Here is a 22,217-nt window from a genome sequence, read left to right on the forward strand (position 1 = left end):
AAAGCTTCGCCTGACCGCGCCCTGCGGCAGGCAATTCATGCGGCCGCAAAAAGCGTCCAGAATCTTTCCACAGCCCGTTCGGCCCGGCGCCGGAACAGGCTGCGATCGGCGGCCTCCCCAAGCAGGAAGCGAACATGGCTGTCACCGACGATAAGGCCATAGAACACGCGATAGGCCTCGTCGCCGTTATCGAACACCAAAAGCCCGGACCGCCGCCCGTCCTCCAGAAGCGCCCTCGCCCGCTGGTCGATCTGGGCGCGGCCGCGCTCCAGCAGCAAGCGGCCAAGCTTCTGTCCGTCCTTGGTCACGCGCCCGATCGCAAGACGGTTGAGCGCAAGCGAAACATCGCCGGCCAGCACTTCGAGCAGGTCCTGTGCGAAGGCAAAGAGGTGATGGCGCAATTCGTCGGCGTCAAGCCTGTGGCCGGCGCTCTCGAATGTCCTGACCTTGCTGGCCTGATAGGCGATCATGGCGGAAAGCAGGCCGTCGCGGTCGCCGAACCACTTGTAGAGGCTTTCCTTCGAACAACTGGCCGCGCGGGCGATGCCCGCCGTCGTGACGGACTTCTCCCCGCCTTCGACAAGCAGCCTGAGCGCCTGTTCGAGAACCGCCTGCTGGCGGGGCGTGAAATGAAGTTCGGTGTCGACGTCGTCGATCAAGGTTCTGCTCTCGCATCTGGTACGGTACGGTACGGTACCTATTGCAGCAGTTTCGCGCCGCCGTCAAGCGGTCAAAACGGCGAAATCGCGCATTGGGGTCGGGCAGGAAGCTTCGGACATGGAACCGAGAAGAGGTCCAGGCGGCGCCTTCCGGGCCGAAGGCGGACTTTCAAGCCGCGCGCACAACGTGGCCCTGCCGCTTTCCCCGCCTCCGGCCGAGACAAAAACAAGTCTTCATCTGCCAGACGCGAAGCCGCGAATAGTGGCTCAACCGCTGCAGGACAGGGCCTCCAGGCGGGCGTGGCACCATGCACAAAAAATTTAATCAAACGATTGACTATGGATCGGAGAAAAACTATCTTTCTCTCAACAGCACGGGTGATCCCTTCCGCCCGTCCCGTCTTCATCGTGATGCGGCTCCTGATCGGCACGTCTCTGCCCTCAGTCTTGCACGTTCGCGATGACCTCCGGAAACACCCCGGCAGAACCCTGCGCCGGGGTGTTTCTCGTTTGTCCCCCTGTCGATGAAATCAGGCCGAGCTTCGCGCCGCATTGCCTGTTGGACCCGGCGGGCGGCCACCGTTCTTTCCCGGCAGGGTCGCAGACCAAGCGCCCCCCCTTGTCGCGGACAATTTGCCAGCCTGCCCGTCTATTCTCTCATGCGCGCGAACGTCTCGAAAAACGCCTTCGACCCGCCATCGGGGGCCTTGCCGACGCCCCAGCGCATCAGCGTCGAGGCGTCCTCGGAAAAGCACCAGTACTGGCCGATGATCACATCGCCGTCGAGCTGTTCCAGCACCTGAAATTCAAGGGCGCTCAGTTGCCGGATGCGCACCTCGTTGTAGCGGGCATTGCCCGTAATCGGCGCCGGCTCGTCATCGAGCGTTGCATCGAACTTGTTGATGTAGAGCTTGTCGGGATTGGTGTCGTTGACGCCCTCATAGGCCAGGAAATTCTCTGCAAAGCGCATGGTCAGCGTCAGGCGAAAGCCGGCCGGAAACTGGCCGTTGCTCCAGTAGCTTTGCGGATGCTCGGAACGGTAGACGCCGCTCAGGCGCGCATTGTCGAAGCGTTTCGGTTCGATGGCGGGAAGGCCCCGGCCCGTGGCGAGAGCATCGATCAGCATGGTGGTCACTTTCATTCTGTTGTCGGAAGGGAAGGAGCGGATCAGGTTCCCCGGCGGCCGGCATTGCGGAGCGTCGGGTCAAGCTGGTCGCGCAGCCAGTCGCCAACGATCGAAACCGACAGCGCCAGGAAGAAGATGATCGCGCCGGGAAACATGGTGAGCCACCACGAGGTCAAGAGCCGGTCGCGCCCGTCGCTCATGATCTGGCCGAGGCTGGTCATCGGAGGCTGGACGCCGAGGCCGAGGAAGCTGAGGGCGGTTTCCAGCAGCACCGTCAGCGGCAGGTTGATAGTGAACTGCACCAGTATGACGTTGAAGATATTGGGCAGGATATAGCGCAGATAGATTCGCGCGGATGATGCGCCCAGAACCCGCTCGGCGGTGACATAGCCGCGTTCGCGCACCGAAAGCGTGGAGGCGCGCACCAGACGCGCATAATTTTCCCAGCCGCTGAAGCCGACCATGATCACGATCAGCAGCAGGCTGCTCTTGAACAGCGCCAGCACGAAGAGCGCGATGATGATGATCGGCACGGAGGCCTGCACGTCGACCGCCATCATGATCAGCGTATCGGCCTTGCCGCGCCGCCCGCCGGCGATCAGCCCCAGAAGCGAGCCGAACACCGCGCCGATCAGCGTTCCGAAGATCGCGACCAGAAGCGTCACCTTCGCGCCCATGGCAAGGCGGGCCAGCAGATCGCGCCCGCGCCCGTCCGTGCCCAGAACATGGTCCCACGTTCCGCCGAGAAAGACCGGGGGCTCGAACCGGTCGAGCAGCGAGGTCTGGCGGAAATCGTAGGGCGTTAGGAAGCCGCCGAACAGGGCGAACAGCACGAACAGGATGACGAAGCCGATGGCGATGCGCACCGCAAGCGGCATGTCGCGGAAGGTCGTCATGACGCGGCCCTCCGGATTCGGGGGTCGAGAAACGAGTAGAGGATATCGACCGCGAGGTTGGCGAAGGTCATCGAGAAGGTGACGGCCAGCACCAGGAACTGGACCACGGCGATATCGCGGGTGGCGACCGAGCGCACCAGCAGCTGCCCGACGCCCGGCCAGGCGAAGACCTGCTCCGTTACCACCGCGCCGGCCACCAGACTGCCGAGGCTGAGGCCGAGCATGGTGACGATCGGGATAGCCGCATTGGGCGCGGCATGCCGCCACAGTCGCCGTGCCGCCGGCACGCCGCGCGCCTCGAGCGCCATCATGAAGGGCTGGTTGATCGTCTCCAGCAGCGAGGACCGCGTGAACCGGGCGAATGCGCCCATCGAGGCAAGCCCCAGCGTAGCCGCCGGCGGCAAGAGCAGAAGCAGCGAAATATGGCCGTTGGCGGCCGCCCCGAAGAACACGCCGAACACCAGCGCGCCCGTCAAAATCACCACGAGGCCGAAGAAGAAGTTCGGCATGGCGAAGGCGAACACGGAAAAGCCCATCACCAGCCGGTCGATAAAGCTGTTGCGGTTGAGCGCCGCGACCGCGCCGATGGAGATGCCGAAGATCACCGCGATGGCCAGCGCCGTTCCGCCCAGCATCAGCGTCGCCGGAAGCCGGTCGAGAAACAGCGTCAGAGAGGATTTTCCGGTGTGGATCGAATAGCCGAAATCGCCCTGAAACAGGCCGAGAACGTAATTCGCGTATTGCACCGGCAGCGGCTTGTCGAGCCCCAGCTTGACGCGATAGGCCTCCACCACCTCGGGCGGCGCATCCGGCGGGGCGAGCGCCTGCGCCGGGTCGCCCGACAGGCGGATGAAGAAGAACACGATCGTCACCGCGATCAGCAGCGTCGCGAGCGAACGCAGAATGCGGAACAGGATGACCCGGGTCATGAGGGATCGCCTCCCGTGGCAGTGACGCGTGCGGCGCGCGCAAGGGACGATGTCGCGCGGCCCGCGCGGTCGGGAACCGCATCGAGCAGCGTTCTTGTGTAGTCATGGGCCGGCGTCACCAGCACCTTCGAGGCCGGTCCCTGCTCCACCGCCTCGCCGCGATACATCACCGCCACTTCATCGCAGATCGAAGCGGCAACGCGAAGGTCATGGGTCACGAACAGCATGGCGAAGCCGAGCTTTTTCTGGAGCGAGGCGAAGAGCGCCAGGATCTGCGCCTGGATCGAGACGTCGAGCGCCGAGATCGCCTCGTCGGCGACCAGGATCTCCGGCTCGACCACCAGCGCGCGGGCAATGCAGAGCCGCTGCCGCTGGCCGCCGGAAAATTCGTGCGGAAAACGGTCGAAGGCCTGTTCCGGCAGACCGACCAGCGCAAGCATTTCGCGGGCGCGTTCAGCCGCTTGCTTCCGGGTCGCGCCGTGGATCAGCGCGCCCTCGGCGACGCTCCAACCGGCCTTCTGGCGCGGGTTGAGCGCGCTGAACGGGTCCTGCTGCACGAGCTGGATGCGTTTGCGCATGGCCCGCGTCATGCCGGTCGCGGCGATATCCGTGCCATCGAGAAGCACCGTCCCGCCGGAGAGCGGCTCGAGCTGGAGGATGCCGCGCACGAGCGAGGACTTGCCCGATCCGCTCTGGCCGACAAGGCCATGGGTCTCGCCGCGCTTCAGGACAAGCGATACGCCGCGCACGGCCTCGATGGCGCGGTTGCCGAAAACGCCGTCGCGCTGATGATAGGTGATGGCGATATCGCGCGCTTCCAGCACCACGGGTGCCGCCCGCTCGGGCGACGCATTCGCGCCGGGACGCGGCAGGCTTTCGAGCAGACGGATCGTATAGGGGTGCCGCGGCGCCTCGAAGATTGCGTCACGGCTGCCGGCTTCGACGATCTCGCCCTCGCGCATCACCATCACCCGGTCGGCGATATCGGCGACGACGGAAAGATCGTGGGTGATGAACAGAAGGCCGGCCCCGAATTCATGCTGCAGTTCGCGGATCAGCGCCAGGATTTCCGCCTGCGTGGTCACGTCGAGCGCGGTCGTCGGCTCGTCGGCGATCAGGAGCGCCGGCTTCAGCGCCAGCGCCATGGCGATCGCGATCCGCTGGGCCTGACCGCCGGAAAGCTGGTGCGGATAGGATTTGTGGATGCGCTCGGGATCGGCAAGCCGCACGGCCGTGATCATCTCCAGGGCGCGGGCCCGGCGCGCCCGCGCCGGGCGCAAGCCATGGACCTGCAGCAGTTCCTCGATCTGCTTTCCGACCGTCATCACCGGATCGAGCGTGGCAGCCGGCTCCTGGAAGATCAGGCCGATCCGGTCGCCCCTGATGCGACGCATGGCGGCAGAATCGCCCACCGGCAGCGGGGCGCCTTCGAATACGATCTCGCCTTCGGTCTTCTTCAGCCCGCGCGGCAGCATGTCGAGCAGGGCCTGGGCGGTGATCGACTTGCCCGAGCCGCTTTCGCCAACGAGGCAGACGCACTCGCCCCGCCGGATCGAAAGATCGAGGCCACGGACCGCGTGGTCGCGGTCCGCTCCCTCCGGCAGCGCTATCGTCAGGCCGCGAATGTCGAGCAGGTCGGTCTGACGGTCAGCCACCGGCGTTTCCTAGGGTTCGATCGTCAGGAAGTCGCTGGTGAAGATCGTCAGCTGCGAGCTGCCCGGGTCCCACTCATACTTGTCGCTCATGGCGAAGGTCTGGACATTGCGCCAGAGATACATGCCCGGCGTCACGTCTTCCCAGTCCTTCACCAGATCGAGATAGGCGGCATTCTTCTCCTCGAAGGTCTGCGCCCGCTCGAACCGCTCGCCATCCTCCAGGAAAGCCTCGGTCGGCGCCCAGGTGCGGTGAGCGGCGGTGACGCGGCTCGAAGACGGGCCCCAGTCCAGCCACAGCGGGCGGTAGGGGTCGCCGGTGAACTCGGACGACATCGACATGTTGAGCATGTGGAACGGCCGCTGATAGGCGAGCGAGAAATTGTCGACGATGTTGAGTTCGACATTGATGCCCATGTCGCGCCACATCTCGACCATGTATTCGGCCGCCGCCTCGTAGTTCGGGTAGAAGCCGCGCACGATGTTCCAGGTCAGCGTCTGGCCGTCATAGTCGCTCTCGGCCAGGAATTCGGCCGCGCGTTCCGGATCATAGCTGTAGGTCGCCTTGCGGTCGGGATCGAAATAGGGGCCGTATTCCGGAAAGTTGAACGGCGTCGGCGTGAAGGTCATGCCGTTCCACAGCGCCTCGGTAATGGCGTCGCGATCGATCGCCATCACCATCGCCTTGCGCAGGTTGGCGTCCACCAGCGGATTGTCGTCCATGCCCTCGATGGTGAGCGTGTTGAAGGCGAACATCGGATAATTGCCGATCTGGTCGACGATCAGGTGAATGCCGTCGGTCGCCTCGACCGCCTCCAGCTGGTCGATCGGAACGCTCATGATCAGGTCGTAGTCACCCGAGACGAGGCCGGCATAGCGCGTCGAGAACTCGGGCACGATCTTCCAGGTCACGCTCTTCAGCGGCGGCGCGCCGTCCCAGTAGTCGTCATAGGCGACGGCCACGGCATGGTCGGAGGGATCGAAATCGGTGATCATGTAGGGCCCGGTTCCGATCGGCTTCTGGCCGAAGGCCTCGGTGCCGACGCTTTCATAATAGTCCTTCGGCAGAACATAACCGATCGGCGTCGTCAGGCGGTTGATGAAGGTGGCATCCGGAAAGGCGGTCTCAAGGTCCACGGTGTAGTCATCGACGACGGTGACGCCGACAAGCCCGCGGGCATAGTTCTTGCCGCGCGGCGCCAGCGGCTTTTCGCCCCACAGGCGCTCCTCGGACAGCGAGAAGGCGACGTCCTCGGCGGTCATCGGATCGCCGTTCTGGAACGTCACCCCTTCGCGCAGGTGCAGCCGCCAGGTGGTCGGCGTCACCTGTTCCCAGCTCGTGGCGAGCCCGGGAATGATGGTGTTGCCTTCAGGGTCCTCGAAATAGTTCCGCTTCACCAGCGTGTCGAACACATTGCCGTAAACCCGGCCGCCGGTGGTCGAAAGGCCGATCACCGGGTCGAGCGTCGACCAGAGATTGTCGACCGCAAAGGCGAAATCCGGGCGGTTATCCTCCTGCGCGAAGGCCGGGGCCGTGGCCAGCGGCGATACGCCGGCGCCGAGCGCAAGCATGGCGGTCGTCAGTAGCGTTCTGCGTTTCAACATGATGTGCGATCCCTCTGAAATTCGTTTCTTCCGGCGCGCCGGCGGCCCGCCATTTTGCTGACGATGCTGTCGCGATGCTTCAGGCGGTCTGCCGCCCCCGGCGCATCGCCGCCGGCTGAAATGTGTAGTCGCGCTCATTGGCGAGCGACGGGATGGATCGGCGGACCGCTTCAACCTTCGAAAGATCGAGATCGACGACCGCAAGCCCTATGCGCTTGCCCATGTCTTCCACGACCGTGCCCCACGGATCGACGATCATCGATTGTCCCCAGGTCTCGCGCCCGTCATCGTGATGACCGCACTGGGCCGCCGCCACGACATAAGCGCCGTTCTCAATGGCGCGGGCGCGCAGCAGCGTCGGCCAGTGCGCCTCGCCCGTCGACATTGCGAAAGCGGACGGGATGAACAGGACTTTTGCGCCGGCATGGGCATAATCGCGGTAGAGATGCGGGAAGCGCACATCGTAGCAGACCGACATGCCGAACGGGCCCCACGGCGTTTCGGCAAGCACCGCTTCTCCGCCCGGCGCATAGCGGTCGGATTCGCGGCGCGAGACCTCGCCCGGCAGGTCGACGTCGAACAGATGGATCTTGTCGTAGCGCGCAACGATCGCGCCGCTGCCGTCGATCAGGTGACTGGTGTTGGAGAACCGGCCGCCATCCGCGCCGGCAAGCGGCGTCGAGCCGGTGTGGATCCACAGCCCGTATTTCGCAGCAAGCTCCCGGCAGGCGGCAATGAACGGATCCCGCGCCTCGTCGGTGACGGAAAGGCGGGCGGAAGCCACATCCTTGTTGACCATGCCGGACGCCTCCGGAAGCGCCAGAAGTTCCGCGCCCGCCGCATGGGCCTCGGCGGCAAGACCGGTGACAATCTCGATATTGCGCGCATGGGTGTTCGACGCGCACATCTGCGCCATCGCCAGCCGGAGTGTCGCGCGGTCGCCCGTTGTCGCTGTGGTCATCCTCGGTCCCTCCGGCCGGTTAGCCATGCCTTCGAAAGCGGCAGAGCTGAAAAATACATCAACGACAGGCTAAGGTGAGAAATTCGACAAAAAAAGTACAAAATTTCCGCTTCCCGTCTATAAATCTAACATATTCTTGCATGAACCGGGAGACCGACATGGCCCAGGATCGCTTGCCGCCACTGAGGGCGCTGAAAACGCTGGAAGCCTTCCACCAGAGCGGATCGGTGACCGCGACGGCGCGGGCGCTGAATGTCTCGCACTCCGCCATCAGCCACCAGCTGAAGCAGATCGAGGACTGGGCGGGCATTCGCCTGATGCGGCGCGACGGACGGCAGACGGCGCTGACGGAAGCCGGCGACAGTCTGGCCCAGGTCATCAACGAGAGCTTCGGCGCCATCCGGCACGAGATCGACCGGCTGACGATGCGCGAGAAACTACCGGTCTCAGTCGCCGCGCTGCGTTTTGTCATCCCCAACTGGCTGCTGCCCGAAATAGATGCCTTCATGGCGGAGCATCCGGACGTTTCCGTTTACGTTCAGGAACATATATCGGACCAGCCGGTCAGCCCGGAACCCGATCTTCTGATCGGCTTCTCGCTTGACGGCCAGATTCCGCCGGGAGCCGAGCCGATCATTCCGGGAGCGGCAATCCCGGTCTGCGCGCCGTCCTATCAGGCCCGACATGCGATCAGCGACGAAGCCGACCTCGCCCGCGCCACGCTGCTGCACGATGAGGATATGCGGATGTGGCGCACATGGTTTGCGGCTGCAGGGCTGGCGCCGCAATACGAAGGCGAGACGCGACGCCTCTTCTTTTCCGGCTCCGCCCTTATCTGCGATGCCGCGCGACAGGGGCTCGGCGTCGCGCTGTGCCGGGAGGCGCTGATCGAACCCTATCTCGAGCAGGGCGAACTGGTGCGCCTGTCCGATATCCGGATCGACAATGCCTCGGTCTACTATCTGGCGCTGTCGCAGCACGGCATGAACCGCCGCGCCGCAATCGCGCTTGCCGACTGGTTGGCCGAACGCAACCGCGGAAGATGGAAGCCTGCAGACAGCCGACGACGGCGATCCCGGCAGGCAGACGCTGATTGACGCGGTTTCCATTGCTTCAGCGCGACTTTAGTGGTCCAATTGCGCGGGATTCAAATCGAGGGAAACGATGCTCACTGCGCGCGATCCCGCAAACAAGACGGCCAGGTTGTTGATTGACCAGCTCTGGTGCGTCTCGGACCCCGAGGCGTCTGGGTTCGAGACAGTGCTGCCGTCGGGACGGTGCCAGATCATCTTCAGTCTTGCCGGTATGTCGCTTCTGGATGGCGCTTCGAACGGCCGACCATTGGCGGTGTTCCAAGGGGCATGTCCGACCCCGTTGATTTTCATTCAAGACGCGCTGCGTCACGTTGCCTGTCCTGCCCGGGTGACAAGATAAAAGCGGAGCGAAAATGCAGGGAAAAACAACACCAACGACCGTCTTTACGCGCCTGATCTTTCAGGATGCCGATGCCGCCGTCGCATTCTGTCAAGCGGCATTGGGCGCCGAGACTGTCATTCCGGTCAAGGACCGCCGGGACGGCAAGCGAGAAGAACACGTGCGCGATCCATTCGGCCATCTGTGGATAACGAGCCAAGGGGTGACGGTATGAGCGTGCGGCGTATCGTAGCGAATGTTGCCGCAGGGTCGGTTCCGGAGGTACAGGCATTCTATACCGAACTCTTCGACCTCGACCTGCTCATGGATCTCGGCTGGATCGTCACCCTCGGTTCGGATCTGACGGCCAAGACGCAGTTGAGCATCATGAGCGAAGGCGGCTCCGGGGCGCCGGTTCCGGACCTTTCCGTGGAAGTTGACGATGTCGACGCGGTGTATGCCCGCGCCGCCAGGATGGGCTGCGACATTGTTTACGACCTGAGGGACGAGGCGTGGGGCGTCAGACGCTTCTTCGTGGCCGACCCAACCGGCAAGCTGATCAACATCCTCTCGCATCTGGCGTAACGACCTGCGAGGCGCCAGTCCGGTGTCACCGGCGCGCCCGGCGACGCTGCGCAGACGTTGAGGACTCTTGAGCGAGAACCGGGAGCTTCGTCAGTCCGATGCGATATTGCGCAAGGCGCAGCAAGAGAGGAAATGGCGACCCCTGCAGGATTCGAACCTGCGACCGTCGGCTTAGAAGGCCACGACGAATCCCCTTGAAAGCAGGGGCGCTGGACAATCTAGCTGTAAACTGCTCTTTGCAGAAACATTGGACTTTTTGTAGGTCGTGTAAACCAGATTGGCCAGAAATCCCCTACCCTTTTCGCGCGTCCGGACAAAGGGGATTTGCCGCGAAAGCGACCTTATGCAGGCGATCCGTTTCTACCCTGTCATGAACACGGGAACTGGAAGGACGCGAAACCGCCTCTCGTCCCCTCGCTTTGTCGGCCATTTGGAATTTTGGATTTGAAAACATCCGGTTCGGAGTGCTAACGGACTGCCAACCTTTTCCAAGCGGTTTCCTGCAGGTTTTCTCGCCGGTTTCCAGCACAGCAGAAGAGAATCCGATGGCAGAACATGTCTCCGGCCTGGCCGAGCGACCGGTTGCTGAAACCGGCTCGCCGATGGTCAGCTTTGAAAATGTGACCAAGTCCTTCAACAGCCGTGAAACCGGCAGGAAGGCTTTCAGAGCACTCGACAATATCAGCTATAGTGTCCCGAGTGGCGTGATCACCGGGATAATCGGCCGCTCGGGCGCCGGCAAGTCCACGCTTGTGCGCCTGGTCAACGGTCTTGAACGTCCGAGCGAAGGCCGCGTCATTGTCGATGGCACGGATGTCGCGGCGCTTGACGAGGTGGCGCTTCGCTCCGTCCGGCGCTCGATCGGCATGATTTTCCAGCATTTCAACCTGCTGTCCTCGCGCACTGTCTATGACAATGTCGCCATGCCGCTCGAGATCGCGGGCATGGGAAAGCAGGATATCAAGAAGCGGATCGAGCCGCTGATCGATCTCGTCGGCCTGTCGGAGCGCACGCGCCATTATCCGGCCCAGCTTTCCGGCGGGCAGAAGCAGCGGGTCGGCATCGCCCGCGCGCTGGCCTCCGAGCCGAAGCTGCTTCTGTCGGACGAGGCAACATCGGCACTCGATCCCGAAACGACCCAGCAGATCCTCGGCCTTCTGAAGACGATCAACCGCGATCTCGGCCTGACCGTGCTGCTGATCACGCACGAAATGGAAGTGGTCAAGGCCGTCACCTCGCGGGTCGCGGTGATGGACAAGGGCCAGATCGTCGAGAGCGGCCGCACCTTCGACGTCTTCACCGCGCCGCGGAACGAGACCACCCGCTCGATGCTGGCGGCACTGCCGGGCGGCAGCCTGCCGGACTGGATCGGCCGCCAGGTGATCGCCGACCCCAAGCCCGGCTGCAATGCGCTGATCCGCCTGCGTTTCTTTGGCAAGACCGCTGACCAGCCATTGGTCTCGCGCCTGATGACGGTGCTCGGAAGCCCGGTCAATATCATTGCCGGCACTGTCGACGAGATCGCGGGGGAACCCTACGGCACGCTCTATGTCGCCTATTCGGCCGATCCGGCGGTGATGCGGAAGGCGGATCAATTCTATGCCCAAACCGGTCTGAACGCGGAGGTCGTCGGCTATGTCGCCTGATATGCTCATCTCTCTTCTGACCAAAGGCACGCTGCAAACGCTGCAGATGGTCATCGTCTCCGGCCTGATCGGAACCGCGCTCGGCCTGCCGATCGGCATTTTCCTTGCGACCAGCGGCAAGGGCGAGCTGCTGCAGGCGCCGATCTTCAACCGCATTGTGGGCCTGATCGTCAATGCGACACGGTCCACCCCCTTCATCATCCTGGTGGTCGCGATCATTCCGTTCACGCGGCTGGTCGCGGGCACGTCGATCGGCACCCAGGCCGCGATCGTGCCGCTGACGGTTGCCACCATCCCCTTCTTCGCGCGTCTGGTGGAAAGCGCGATCCGGGAGGTCGACAAGGGGCTGATCGAGGCCGCGCGCGCCATGGGCGCAACGCCGATGCAGATCGTCATCAAGGTGCTGCTGGCGGAATCGAAGCCCGCCATCACGCTCGCCTTCACGCTCACCATCGTCAGCCTGATCGGCTATTCCGCCATGGTCGGCGCCGTCGGCGGCGGTGGTCTTGGCGATCTCGGCATCCGCTATGGCTATCAGCGCTTCATGCCCGGCGTCATGCTCGCCGTCGTCGTCGTGCTGATCGTGCTGGTGCAGGCCATTCAGAGTGCCGGCGACCGTCTGGCGCGCAGCTTCGACAAGAAGAACCGGAGCCAGTAAGGCTCCCGTCGGAATGGCGTATGACGTGAAGTTCTCGACCCGTGCGTTGGCAAGAAATTGCGCCAATGGCCCAACTTTGGAAACCGGATTCCTTCGAAACCATCCAGCCGCTCGATAAATCAATAGCACCATCAGGAAACACGGCGCACCGGAGAAACCGGCGCGCCGGCGTCAAGGACAATAGAAATGAAACTCGCTACCCCATTTGCCGTACTTGCCATTGCAGCCAGCCTTGCCGCTGGGACAGCCCTTGCCAAGGACACGATCACTGTCGGCGTCACGCCCGGCGCGCATGAGGAAATCCTCGAAGAGGTTCAGAAGCTTGCCAGGGAACAGGGCCTTGATGTCGAGATCGCAACCTTCAGCGATTACGTCGTGCCCAACCAGGCGCTGAATGACGGTGATCTCGATCTCAACAGCTTCCAGCACGTGCCGTATCTCGACAACCAGGTCGCCGATCGCGGCTACGACCTGAAGGCCGTCGGCAAGACGATCATCACGCCGATGGGCATTTATTCCAACAAGGTCGAAAGCGTCGACGACATTCCGGAAAACAGCCGCGTCGCGATCCCGAACGATCCGACCAATGGCGGCCGTGCGCTGCTCCTGCTGCAGGCCAAGGGCGTCATCAAGCTTGCCGATGGCGCCAGGCTGAAGGCAACGCCGCTGGATATCGTTGAAAATCCCAAGAACATCGAGATTCTCGAGCTGGATGCGGCACAGCTTCCGCGCGTTCTCAATGATGTTTCGGTCGCCGCGATCAACACCAATTATGCGCTTGATGCCGGCTTTAACCCGATCGAGGACTCGATCGCCATCGAAAGCCCCGACAGTCCCTACGCCAACGTAATCGTCGCACGCACGGAGGATGCGGACGCCGACTGGGTGAAGCAGTTCGTCGAAATCTATCAATCCGATGAGATTCGCAACTTCATCGAAAATACCTATGGCGGCGCGGTCGTCCCGGTCTTCTGATCAGACCGCGATGAACGGGAAACGTCGCTGCCATCAAGATAGGCGGCCGGCGGCGACACGGGCCGCACCGAGACCATTCCTTGCAATGTGGGATATGTCCGAATCTGCCGCACACCGCCTCGCCGGCGCAGGCAACCGGGTGCGGTGAGGATTCTATGTCCTTACCGGACCGGACCATGTTTGGCGACTGACCCGTCGTTTGCAGCCCTCCCGGGCTGCAGGCCGCCCGGGATCCGGGCAGAGAAAAAGGCCGGTGAAGTGTTCGCTTCACCGGCCTTGGATTTTCGCAAATCTAGGCAATCTTAGATTGACGCCGATTTCACGTCCCTTATAGGATGCACCCAATTTCTTGGCTGGGGGCTCCAAATTGAACAAGCGTCTATTTCGTTGCAGTTGTCACTACTCTCTGAAGCTGGGGGCAACGAAATGCCCCTACTGTTTTCGTTCAACGCCGATTTATAACCGCATCTGGTTCTGGTACGCTGGAATACTCGGCGCGGGGGGATTCCTCTTCGCCGGCATCAGAATGGCGCTATGAACGCGGAGCGTCATCCGGACATGTCCGACAAAGACAAGCCCAAGCGCCGCCGACATAAGAGAAACAACGAACTCGACAGGGCGATCGCCATAGTCAATCTCGGCGGAGATATTCGAGCTGCTGCAGCGGCTACAGGCTTACCCGAAACCCAGGTTCAGCAGGCCTGTGAACTTCATCGGTTGCGGCAACTTACGAAGCGACCTCGACGTCGCAAGTAGTCCTACAGACTTCACCCGCCCCGCGTTAAGACACAGACTACTGGAAAGGCCTGTCCTTCCGGTTAGATGCTGACTACCCGCCCTTCAGCGCCTTGAGCACCTGCATCAGCCCATCCGAGAGCCACACCCCAAACCCGGTCCCGGCCATGGCGGCGCCGAGGATGTAACCCCGGCCGATCTGCTTGATCTTCTGGTATTCGGCGACGAACTCCTCGGTTTCGCCGATCCGCTGTGACAGGGCCTTGTTCTGCTCGAGCAGACGTTCGTTCTGGTGCTCGACCGTGTTCAGCCGGTCGTGGATTTCATCATTGCCGCTGCGGTTTTCGTCCACCTTGCGGATCAGGGCATCGAGCTTGCCCTGAACCTCTCCAAGATGACGCGCGAGATCGACCGTCATGCCCTGCCCTCGTTATTTGATGATTGTGCGTAGCCCGGCAACGCCCGAGCCGACATAGAAGACCCACTGGATCATGTTCCCCGCCCAGGCATCGAGCGGGGCGGGAAAGGCGGCGATCGTCCAGGGCTGCGCATAGATGCAGTCCGGGCACCAGAGCATGTTGTAGAGGCAGATCGCCGCCCACCAGATGGCAAGCGGCACGAGGAAGAAACCGGCGAACAGCCAGAACCACGGCACGGTGAACTTGGCCTTGTTGAGCGCCGTCATCTCGCGGGTCTCGGCAACGACCTGTCTAAGGTATTCGGCCGTCAGTTCCGCCTTGATCTTCTCGCGGTCGTTTGCCTGTTCCGCCCGCTGTTCGATCAGGTCGACGGCGCGGTCGAGAAGACCGCCCGCGCCCATCTTGGCGAGCCATGTCAGAAGTGCGGCGATCATACCCACACCTCGTGACCGGTCAGCGTGTTGATCCGGCGCGCGATGACATCGCGGTAGCGCCAGGCGAACCAGAGGGCGGCGACGACGGCCACGCCCCCGACAATCCAGCCAACCGGCAGGCCGGAGACCCAGGCGAGCGCGCCGGTTACCGCTGCGGATGCCCCGGATTTCTGAGTGGCATCCCTCACGGCTTTCATATCCCGGCGCAGCTGGGCAATGGTCGCCGGGCCGATGATGCCGTCATTCTTCAGATGCGGATGCGCCATCTGATAGGCGAGCACGGCCGCCCTGGTCTTCTCGCCGAACCAGCCATCGATCGCGCCGGGATCGAAACCGCGTTTTGTCAACATGGTCTGGACATCGCGCACGACGGGATCGCCGGTTTCCGGCACAGTGCCCGTGACCTTTCGCGGAATGCCTTCGGGCGCGGCGGCATCCACACCGGTATACACGCCCTGTTCGAACAGCAGCGCCTCTTCCCGGCGCCGGCGCACGAGACCGGGCAGGCGCTTGCCCTTGGAGGTGTTGTAGTGCGAGGCGAGATAGTCGGCCGCCGCCTTCAGCTTGCCGGCGCGCCAGAGTGTGCCGAAGCGCCATTTGCTGACCACGCGACCACCGAGATTGTAAGCGGCGCTGGTTGCGGCATCGAGCTGATACTGCGTGCAATCCGCCGGCGAATGGGCGACGACTTCTTTCGCATAGCCCTGATTGAGGACGGCGCGGAAGATCCGGTCGCCGTCCGCGACCGAGATTGTCGTCTTGCCGGGCACGATCTTCGTGATCCCGATCTTTGCCAGTTCCAGCCGGCAATAGGGCGAGTTCATGGTGAAGCCGGCAAAGAGCGTCGGCGTGCCGGTCGGGTCGAGATAGGCGACAGTGGGCGCGCCCTCGTGACCGCGCACGAAGGCTGCCCCCGGTTCTGAGACCGTGGTGATTTCCATTTTCTGTTTTCCCTTGAATTATTCGCCGGACAGGCCGGCATTACATCAGGCCGACAAATGATCAGGCAAAGCGTTCGGCCGGCGTTGCCGGTTCGGGCGCGACCTGGAAGGTCGCCAGTTCCGCCGGCAGCACAGCACCGTCGGTCAGGCGGAGATTTACGTGGTAGCCGTCGACGGTTTCCATCACCGGATATGCGATGCCGTCCCCAGCCGTGCGCGTCTCGCCGGTCGGCGCATAGACGAGACCGTCGCACGCAGCCCCGACGGATTTAAGCACCAGCATGCCCTCAGGCAGGCCGGCGTCCTGATACCCGAGGTGTGCGGGCTCGTCCTCTTCGGCGGGGACTGTCACGCCCGCAACTTCGAGTACCGCCAAGGCATCGGCATGATCCGCAAATCTGAGATAATAATCGATCATGATGAAAGCCTCCGCAGTTCGGCATCGGTCACGGCGAAAGGCCATACGATGCTTTGATCTGTTGCCATATTGGTTGGGTTTGCAATCAGGCTCGTCGACCATCCAAGTCGGGTATCGGCAATCTCGGTAGCGCCGGTCGGGCCTGATATGACGCTTTCGCCGTTCACCGACATCGCGATTGTCGGCCCGTCACGACGGATGGCGATCTTATAGGTCTCGCCGGGCAGCGCGTCCGTATTGGTAAAAAGCGACGTGTCACCGCCGAAGAACACTTTCCCGTTGCCAGAAGCTGCACCGGCCCTGATCGTTTTGCCGTTGGCGCCCTGAAGGAACAGAACAAAGGCTGTGGTATTATCGCTCCACGACATCCATGCGGCGTCCAGCACCAGCGTCCACTGTTCGCGGCTGAGGAGGCCGTTCAAGGCCGGGGTGAGGAACGCCTTGTCGGCTGGACGGGTAACAGCGCTGCCGTCAGTGGGGATATAGGATGTCGCGTGATCGCCCACCTCAACCTGCCAGCCCCAACTATCGATGGCCGCACCGGCAGGCGGCGTGTCTGTCCCGTCAATCCCGTCGAATGGATCGACTCGCCAGTTCACCGACGTGCTTTCCATCCCCTCCGGCCAAGTAACTGTAAAACGGATGCGCTGCCACTCACTCGTGAGACCGTCGATCGTTGTCGACATCAGTGCCTCCAATCCCGTTGAGCCATAGCCATAGAGACGGCACTTTCCGCCCAGCTCCATGGCATCGGCAGTCCGCAACCAGACCGAAAAAGTCTGCGTCTGGCCAGAAGGGTTGCCAAAGGCAATGCGCTGGACGATAGGGTCTTTCTCTCCGCTACATACGCTCCTGATTGCATCCGGCGTTCCGTCCGGAGCGATATACCCCTGGGTCGAAGTGCAGCGCTGGCTGCCAAGACTGCCCAAATCCGCAGAACGCGAGAACAAATTCGTCGCCGGCCCTTCCAGCAGCAATTGCCGCCGCCCATTGGTATAGTCGAAGCGCGGCACGTCCGCCGCCGCTGTGTGGATCAGGCCGTCCGCGCCGATATAGGTCGCCGTGCCTGGACGGGTGAAGTTTATCATCTCGGCAAATGCTTTAGGCTGCATATTGATCTCCGGAAAAATCGAGAATTGCGGCTGGCGGGTTGTGATCCGCCCAATATTGCGGGTAGGTCCAGAAGTCCGGCTCGAAGGCGTATTGGTCACCGGTAAAACCGAGGATCGCCGCCGGGCCGCTCCAGCGTCCCGTTGTCACCTCGCGCGCCTTGTGCCGCGGATATGTCCAGAAGTCCGGTTCGAATGCGTAGCGCCGGCCGCCAAAATCCAGAATGGCGGTCGGACCGAGCGTCAGGCCGGTCCCAGTATCTTCAGCCTGCCAGGCGGCGGACGCCCACCAGCGCGTGCGCCCCGGCGGCCGCATGGCCGCGAGGCTCAGTCCGATTGTCAGAGATGGCATGGTGCTACTCCGGCCAGTGTCTGTCTGAGGCAAAGTCTTCCGGGATCGGTGACAGATCCTTCAGCGCCCGGGCGGCAAAGATATGCGCCTGTTTGTGGGCAAGGGCCGCCTGGCCAAGCGCATACAGGGTCGCCGCATCCATTTTGTGCGTGCTGTTGTCGGCGGCAATCCAGACGAAGTCGCTGTTACCGCCATGCCAGCGATAGTCGCCGGCCACCGCCCCGTCGATCATGGCGCCAAGGGCTGCGGTCGCGGCGCCCGCAATGTTCTCCCGGTCTTCCGCCCGGGACTGGTAGAGAACGCCGTTGAACACGAAGCCCGCCGCAATCCGGCGGTCCCGCTCGGCATCGACGGCATGGCGCAGAGCACGGTTTGCACGCTCCCGGGCAAAGGTCTCGACTGCATCGCGATGCGCATCTACCAGCTCATGGAGATCATCCGGCGTCGGAAAGGCGGCATCGACTTGCCAATCGAGGATCACGGCCGAACCGACGCGCGCACCGGTATCGTCATCGACAATATGGCCGGTCCGGAAGTCGCGGCCCGGTTCCGCTTCGGGATAGGCCAGCGACAGAAGATAGCCAAGCGTATCGTGATCGAGATCCGGATTGAGCGCATTGGCGCTGTCGGGCGTGAGTGTCGTCGTCGCCATTACTGGTTCCTCGCATATTTGGCCCGCACATAGATCTCGCGCACGGCCCAGTCATAGTTCTGGCAGCGCAGGCCGGTGATGAACATGCCGGCCGGGCAGTCGACCGTGTTGCCGGTGGTCTGGACCGTGCCGATCTCGTAAGTGCCGCTGTCATGCTGGACGCGGGCGCCGGCAGCGGCCCGGCTGTTGGCATAGGCCGATGCCCGACTTTCGATCCGGTCATGAATGGCTGAATAGGCGTCCGAGCGCCCCCAATTGTTCCAGACAGAACCGCTGACATTGCCATCCGCGTGAAGCGTCCAGCCGGCGCCGGCGGCCAGATCACCATTGCTGCGAAACGAATACTCCATCCCGCGCGACCAGATGAAGCCATCGCCATTGCTGCGCTGGCCGACCTCGACATAGCTGTTGCCGCCATTGTTGGCGCGGAATTCGATCCGGGCGTCGTTCTGGCCGCTCGCCTGGAAAGAAGCGAGCGTCGCGCCGTCGAACATCACCCGGACATAGCCGCTGAGCGTTCCGCCATTTTCGGCATAAGCGCCGAGCTTGTGGCGGGCATCCGCCGCATTTTGGGCCGTCATCAGGTCATTGGTGAAGCCGGTTCCGCCGGCGCTCAAAAACCCGTGCCCGTCCGGATCCACCTCGCCGATCGCGACATCGGCCGCCCCGTCGAAGACATAGAGCTTCCACGGTTTGGAGGCGGTGCTGATCCACATCGTCCCGCCGGTCGCATAGGCCGGACGTTCCACGCCGCTATGCAGCGAGAGCGTTGCTGTGCGCCAGCTGTTGATATTGGCCGCAAGCTGCGAGCCATTGGTGACGGTCGGGTCGATCGTCACGTTGCTATACTGCGTCATGCATGCACCTTTCCGTAGCCGGCGGCCACATAGTCGAACGTGCGTTCGACCGGCGTGCCGGACTGGTCTTTGAACACGATGTCAAAGCCGCTCTCATTCTTGTTGGCGATCTCGTAGAAGTCGCCGAAGCGAAGCCCCTGAGCCGAGACCGAAAGCCCGGTCAGGCCGAAGTAAGGCGGGTCAAAACCGATACGTCGGCCACCGGGGGGAACGGCGAGATTGTTGCCGCTCAGGATCCGGTCGGGCATATCGACGGTCAGTTCGGCCCGCGCGACGATCGGCGTGATATTGTCATCGACCGAGGTGAGGATCAGCCGCATCTGATAGGCTCTTGCCGCCACATCGCCGGTTGCCGCCTCCCGCCAGTCCGACCACAGAGCGCCGGCATCATCCGGATCGTCATCCGTGGTGCGCATCTCCATGACCGCATTCCACTTCGACGCATCCGCGCCGACAATGCCGTCGAGCGCGCTCAGCACCGGCCATTTGACCATGGTGTCATCGACATCCTGCCCATAGACGGAGAGCACCGGCGTCACCCGGGACGTATAGACCGAGCCGAGATCGATCGTGCGCGCCGAGACGTAAGAGCCGGTTGGCAACAGCCCGCCGTCTTGCCGCTCCGAAAGCCGAAGACCCGGCTCGCCCGCCCGACAGCCGTCAAAACTTCCCGACCAGGCCGGCTGTTCGACAAAGCGCTCGACCGCATTCATCGGCGTGGCGCCGACCGTTGTCTGGATCATGGTCGCAAGCGGGCTTTCCACGCCCTGCCGCGTCACCGCTTTGATCAGATAGGTCCCCGGCCGCGTCGGGATCTGCACGCTGGTCGCATCAACATGATCGAGCTGGGCGCCGGAGGAGCGCCAGGACACGCCCGTCAGCTCCGGCGAATAGCGGATCACGTAGTGCGACAGGTTCAGCGCCTGAACCGGCGCCCAGGTCAGCGTGGCGACATCGCCGATGACTGCAATATTGAAGCGATCCACATTGGCCGGCGGCGACAACACGCTTGCCAGATAGACCGCGTCCAGCGTTGCCCAGGGCGAGCGCTGGTTGAGCGCGGCAAAGACGGAGCGAACCCTAAAACTGTAGATCCCCGGATCGAGATCCTGCAGGTCGATCGAGACGCTTTCCGTGGTCCCGACAGCAAGCCAGATCCCGCCCTGTCCCTGATACTGGACCTCATAGAGCGTGGCCCGCGTATCATTCGGCGCGCTCCAGCCGATGGTGACGGCGCCACGGGCCGACACGCCGCCGGCGAGATAGAGATATTCCGCGACCGTGACGTCCGAAGGCGGTAGAAGCGGCCCGGTCGGATAGGTCGAGAAGGATGGCGGTTCGAGCTCGAGGCCTTTCTCGACGCGATCCCATTTGGTTGCGTCATAGATCAGCGCCGAGACATCGAACTGATGCTTGTCGTTTTCCGTGATCGACAACACCCGGAACGGGCGTGGCGCTGCATCCGAGCCGGTCAGGATCCACATCGCGCCGGCAATAGGGCGACCCGGCAAGGCCGAGGACAGGACAAGCGTTTCCGTTTCCCCTGCCCCGGACGTCACCGTTCTGTCTGCGAGACTGCCATCCGGCATGACTACGGTCAGCGTATAGGCGTCGCCCTCTGCCAATGTCACCGACGCATCGAGCGTCACCGACGCCAGATCATCGGATACCGTCTTCACCCGCCCGCCATAGCGCACGCCGGCATAGGAGGGATCGGCGACCAGCACCACATCGCCCGGGGCGACATCGGCATGATCGAGCCCGGCGCGATAGGTGACGACCTCGGTCGAATTCTGTTCCGTATCGAGTAGCCATGCGCCATAGCGATGCGCCTGCCCGCGCGAGCAGCAGCCGATCGCCTGGATCTCGGTCTGGCGAGAGCCATAACGCGCCACCGCATCGGCATCCTCGACCACTTCGATGGCCGGCATATAATTGTTTGCCGGATCGAACCAGCGGACCAGCACCTGTGTATGACGAGCCGAGAGCGCCGAACCCTGATAGCTGAATGTGCCGTCGACCACATTGGCGGGCGTCACCAGCTTGACGGGATCGGCAGGCTTGTCGCAGACCGCCGTGACAGCGCCCGTGCCCCAGTAGACCATCCCCCGGAACACACCGGCAAAGGCCGTCAGGACGTTGATCGCCTCATCGCGCGAGGTGATCGCGCCGTTGAAGGTATAGCGCGGTTCGGTGCCCCCGAAGCCGTCATCGACCAATTCGTCGCAATAGCGTGCAATCTCGTAAAGCGCCCATTTGCACACCTGCCCGACATCGACATATTGGCCAAGGCCATAGCGGTCGTTGACCACAAGGTCATAAAAAATCCAGGCCGGGTTATCGGTGACCGCGCGCTTGAAGGTCCCATCCCAGACACCCGCATAGCTTCGCGTTTCCGGATCGTAGTTCGACGGCACGGCAATCTCGATCCCGGCCCAGTCGACCGAGACCGTCGGAATAGCACCGCCGCCGAACTCGGCTGCATCCAGCGTCACGCCCATCACAGCGCTGTCGGGATAGGTCAGCCGATAATCTTCGATCACCGTATAAGATGACCAGTAGGTCTGGTTGTTCGACGTCGTGCCATTGGCATCCTCGGAAAGCCGGCGTACGCGGATATACCAAGGCCCGGTCCCGTCCAGCGGAATCCGGTAGGCCCGGACATAGGGCGAGGTGCATTTGCCCGAGATCGTATCGCTGCGGACTTGGCTCCATGTGCCATCCTCGGTGCGGCGATCGATGGCGATATCGACCGCGTTCTCCTTGACATTGCCATTGTCGGGATCGGTGAAGATCAGCTGCGGCACCTGAATGGAGACGCGTACCGCCGTAGCCGCAAGATTGGTGATCGCCCGCGTTGCCGACAGATCCTTTTTGATCTCGACGCCGACGCCCTGTTCGTTCTCGACGGCCGGAAAGCCGGACAGAGCCGCCTGGTCGGGAAAGCCATTGCGGGTTTCGAACGAACCGCCCTCAAAGTTGAACGTGCCGTCGCTATTCTGGACCGGAACGTCATCGAAGAAGATCGACTTCGCCCCGTCCTTCAGACCGCCGGTGACGCCCTCGCTCACCAGGAACAGGAGCCTCAACGTCTGTTTGGAACGCAGCGTGTTCGCCGCCTCGCTATAGCCGCCCGAGCCGCCGCTCTTGCCGCCCTTGCCGCCGCCACGGCCGGAGATGCGCATATCATGCATG

The 22,217-nt window shown here is 62.8% G+C and carries 22 protein-coding genes; 6 read left to right on the top strand and 16 right to left on the bottom strand.

All coding sequences use genetic code 11. The annotated features are described in order from the left end of the window. Window positions 1–35: 35 nt before the first annotated feature. The 7 genes from AZF01_RS10835 to AZF01_RS10865 form a co-directional block, all read right to left on the bottom strand. Complete coding sequence (locus tag AZF01_RS10835; protein ID WP_024709493.1) at window positions 36–659, bottom strand: TetR/AcrR family transcriptional regulator; 624 nt, start codon at window positions 657–659, stop codon at window positions 36–38. 649 nt (window positions 660–1,308) lie between these two features. After that, window positions 1,309–1,800, bottom strand: a complete 492-nt coding sequence (locus AZF01_RS10840; RefSeq protein WP_024709494.1) for a hypothetical protein — start codon at window positions 1,798–1,800, stop codon at window positions 1,309–1,311. 26 nt (window positions 1,801–1,826) lie between these two features. Beyond that, window positions 1,827–2,681 carry an ABC transporter permease gene (locus tag AZF01_RS10845; protein ID WP_024709495.1) on the bottom strand — a complete coding sequence of 285 codons (855 nt, stop codon included), beginning with the start codon at window positions 2,679–2,681 and terminating at the stop codon, window positions 1,827–1,829. After that, on the bottom strand, window positions 2,678–3,610 hold the full coding sequence (locus AZF01_RS10850) for an ABC transporter permease (RefSeq protein WP_024709496.1): 933 nt from the start codon (window positions 3,608–3,610) through the stop codon (window positions 2,678–2,680). Before AZF01_RS10850 ends, AZF01_RS10845 begins: the two co-directional genes overlap by 4 nt. Next, window positions 3,607–5,265 (bottom strand): ABC transporter ATP-binding protein, encoded by a 1,659-nt coding sequence (locus AZF01_RS10855; protein ID WP_024709497.1) that lies wholly within the window; start codon window positions 5,263–5,265, stop codon window positions 3,607–3,609. Before AZF01_RS10855 ends, AZF01_RS10850 begins: the two co-directional genes overlap by 4 nt. A gap of 9 nt (window positions 5,266–5,274) precedes the next feature. Further along, the gene (locus tag AZF01_RS10860) at window positions 5,275–6,867 is read right to left on the bottom strand and encodes an ABC transporter substrate-binding protein (protein WP_024709498.1); all 1,593 of its coding nucleotides are present in this window, start codon (window positions 6,865–6,867) and stop codon (window positions 5,275–5,277) included. Between the two features lie 79 nt (window positions 6,868–6,946). Continuing rightward, complete coding sequence (locus AZF01_RS10865; protein ID WP_024709499.1) at window positions 6,947–7,828, bottom strand: carbon-nitrogen hydrolase family protein; 882 nt, start codon at window positions 7,826–7,828, stop codon at window positions 6,947–6,949. Between the two features lie 158 nt (window positions 7,829–7,986). Between AZF01_RS10865 and AZF01_RS10870 the strand changes: the two genes are divergently transcribed. From AZF01_RS10870 to AZF01_RS10895, 6 genes are all read left to right on the top strand, one after another. Continuing rightward, window positions 7,987–8,925, top strand: coding sequence for a LysR substrate-binding domain-containing protein (locus AZF01_RS10870; protein ID WP_161633055.1), 939 nt, complete (start codon window positions 7,987–7,989; stop codon window positions 8,923–8,925). Between the two features lie 350 nt (window positions 8,926–9,275). Next, window positions 9,276–9,476: a hypothetical protein gene (locus AZF01_RS23990; RefSeq protein WP_152534612.1), complete on the top strand. Its 201-nt coding sequence runs from the start codon at window positions 9,276–9,278 to the stop codon at window positions 9,474–9,476. Then, entirely contained in the window at window positions 9,473–9,826 is a 354-nt protein-coding gene (locus AZF01_RS10880) for a VOC family protein (RefSeq protein WP_024709502.1), read from the top strand. The genes AZF01_RS23990 and AZF01_RS10880 overlap by 4 nt, the downstream gene beginning before the upstream one ends. A 602-nt stretch (window positions 9,827–10,428) precedes the next feature. Beyond that, entirely contained in the window at window positions 10,429–11,472 is a 1,044-nt protein-coding gene (locus tag AZF01_RS10885) for a methionine ABC transporter ATP-binding protein (protein WP_024709503.1), read from the top strand. Beyond that, a complete protein-coding gene (locus tag AZF01_RS10890; RefSeq protein WP_024709504.1) occupies window positions 11,462–12,130 on the top strand; it encodes a methionine ABC transporter permease in 669 nt (222 codons plus the stop codon). The genes AZF01_RS10885 and AZF01_RS10890 overlap by 11 nt, the downstream gene beginning before the upstream one ends. 186 nt (window positions 12,131–12,316) lie before the next feature. Beyond that, window positions 12,317–13,105 carry a MetQ/NlpA family ABC transporter substrate-binding protein gene (locus tag AZF01_RS10895; RefSeq protein WP_024709505.1) on the top strand — a complete coding sequence of 263 codons (789 nt, stop codon included), beginning with the start codon at window positions 12,317–12,319 and terminating at the stop codon, window positions 13,103–13,105. A gap of 829 nt (window positions 13,106–13,934) precedes the next feature. On the opposite strand, the gene AZF01_RS10900 is transcribed toward AZF01_RS10895, so the two are convergent. The 9 genes from AZF01_RS10900 to AZF01_RS10940 all read right to left on the bottom strand — a co-directional run bounded on the left by AZF01_RS10900 (window position 13,935) and on the right by AZF01_RS10940 (window position 22,216). Then, window positions 13,935–14,258 (bottom strand): hypothetical protein, encoded by a 324-nt coding sequence (locus tag AZF01_RS10900; protein ID WP_024708623.1) that lies wholly within the window; start codon window positions 14,256–14,258, stop codon window positions 13,935–13,937. A gap of 12 nt (window positions 14,259–14,270) precedes the next feature. Further along, on the bottom strand, window positions 14,271–14,693 hold the full coding sequence (locus AZF01_RS10905; RefSeq protein ID WP_036238009.1) for a hypothetical protein: 423 nt from the start codon (window positions 14,691–14,693) through the stop codon (window positions 14,271–14,273). Continuing rightward, the gene (locus AZF01_RS10910) at window positions 14,690–15,634 is read right to left on the bottom strand and encodes a glycoside hydrolase family protein (protein WP_024709507.1); all 945 of its coding nucleotides are present in this window, start codon (window positions 15,632–15,634) and stop codon (window positions 14,690–14,692) included. Before AZF01_RS10910 ends, AZF01_RS10905 begins: the two co-directional genes overlap by 4 nt. A gap of 61 nt (window positions 15,635–15,695) precedes the next feature. Further along, on the bottom strand, window positions 15,696–16,052 hold the full coding sequence (locus AZF01_RS10915; protein ID WP_024709508.1) for a hypothetical protein: 357 nt from the start codon (window positions 16,050–16,052) through the stop codon (window positions 15,696–15,698). Next, the gene (locus AZF01_RS10920) at window positions 16,049–17,164 is read right to left on the bottom strand and encodes a hypothetical protein (RefSeq protein WP_024709509.1); all 1,116 of its coding nucleotides are present in this window, start codon (window positions 17,162–17,164) and stop codon (window positions 16,049–16,051) included. Before AZF01_RS10920 ends, AZF01_RS10915 begins: the two co-directional genes overlap by 4 nt. Continuing rightward, entirely contained in the window at window positions 17,154–17,513 is a 360-nt protein-coding gene (locus tag AZF01_RS10925) for a hypothetical protein (RefSeq protein WP_024709510.1), read from the bottom strand. The genes AZF01_RS10920 and AZF01_RS10925 overlap by 11 nt, the downstream gene beginning before the upstream one ends. A gap of 4 nt (window positions 17,514–17,517) precedes the next feature. Beyond that, window positions 17,518–18,165: a DUF4376 domain-containing protein gene (locus AZF01_RS10930; protein WP_024709511.1), complete on the bottom strand. Its 648-nt coding sequence runs from the start codon at window positions 18,163–18,165 to the stop codon at window positions 17,518–17,520. Next, entirely contained in the window at window positions 18,165–19,022 is an 858-nt protein-coding gene (locus AZF01_RS10935; RefSeq protein ID WP_061449676.1) for a hypothetical protein, read from the bottom strand. Before AZF01_RS10935 ends, AZF01_RS10930 begins: the two co-directional genes overlap by 1 nt. Then, window positions 19,019–22,216 (bottom strand): host specificity protein J, encoded by a 3,198-nt coding sequence (locus AZF01_RS10940; RefSeq protein ID WP_051424145.1) that lies wholly within the window; start codon window positions 22,214–22,216, stop codon window positions 19,019–19,021. The genes AZF01_RS10935 and AZF01_RS10940 overlap by 4 nt, the downstream gene beginning before the upstream one ends. Window position 22,217: the final 1 nt, after the last annotated feature.

Origin of the sequence: Martelella sp. AD-3, from assembly GCF_001578105.1 — a bacterium.
GTDB lineage: Bacteria > Pseudomonadota > Alphaproteobacteria > Rhizobiales > Rhizobiaceae > Martelella.